At 70.4% G+C, this 1,027-nt stretch carries 1 protein-coding gene; it reads right to left on the bottom strand.

Annotated elements, in window-relative coordinates; translation table 11 throughout:
* Positions 1–1,027 (bottom strand): beta-ketoacyl reductase (locus Msi02_RS42745; RefSeq protein WP_204053406.1); only part of this gene is annotated, 1,027 nt, incomplete at both ends.

The following is a 1,027-nucleotide window of genomic DNA, read 5'->3' as shown; positions in this document are numbered from 1 at the left end:
AGTCCCCAGGCGAGGCTGGTGGCGGGGAGGCGTTGGGTGTGGCGGTGGTGGGCGAGGGCGTCGTGGAAGGTGTTGGCGGCGGCGTAGTTGGCTTGGGCGGCGCCGCCGAGGATGCCGCTGATGGAGGAGAACAGGATGAAGGCGGCGAGGTTGTGGTGGCGGGTGTGGTGGTGGAGGTGGTAGGCGCCGTCGATTTTGGGGGCGAGGACGGGGTGGAGGTGGTCGGGGGTGAGGGTGGTGAGGGGGGTGTCGTGGGTGATGCCGGCGGCGTGGATGACGGCGGTGAGGGGGTGGTCGTCAGGGATGGAGCGGATGAGGGTGTGGACGGCGTCGGGGTCGGTGATGTCGGCGGCGGTGACGGTGACCTGAGCTCCTGTTTGGGTCAGGTCGTGGATGAGGGTGTCGGCGCCGGGGGTGTGGTGGCCGCGTCGTCCGATGAGGTGGAGATGGCGGATGTGGTGGTGGGTGGCTAGGTGGTGGGCGAGGAGGGCGCCGATGCCGGACAGGCCGCCGGTGATCAGGACGGTGCCGTTGGGGTCCCAGGTGCGGGGTTCGGCGTTCAAGTGGGTGTGTGGGGTCAGTCGGGGGGTGAGTTGGGTGCCGGTGCGCAGGGCGGTGTGGGGTTCGTTGTGGTGGTGGGCGGTGGCGGCGGCTTGCGGCAGGGCGGTGAGGGAGTGGGGGTGGTTGTCGTGGTCGATGAGGTGGATGCGGCCGGGGTGTTCGGTTTGTGCGGTGCGGATCAGGCCCCAGATGGGGGCGGTGGCCAGGTCGATGGGTTCGTCGCTGTTGACGGCGGCGGCTTGGTGGGTCAACACGAGCAGGCGGGTGTCGGCGAGGCGGTCGTCGGCCAGGTAGGTCTGCAGGGTGTGCAGGGTGTGTTCGAGCACGACGTGAGCGGCGCCGACCGGGTTGCCGTCGTCGGGTCCGTGGCCGGGGTGGGTGGGGATCGGCAGGACGATGAGATCGGGCACGGGATCGGCGGCGTTGTCGGTGGCGTTGTCGGTGGCGCTGATGGCGTCGGTGAGGG

Origin of the sequence: Microbispora siamensis, from assembly GCF_016863095.1 — a bacterium.
In the GTDB taxonomy this organism is placed as follows: Bacteria; Actinomycetota; Actinomycetes; order Streptosporangiales; family Streptosporangiaceae; genus Microbispora; species Microbispora siamensis.
Note: the sequence above shows the minus strand (reverse complement) of the source record. Positions and strands in the feature narration are given on the sequence as shown.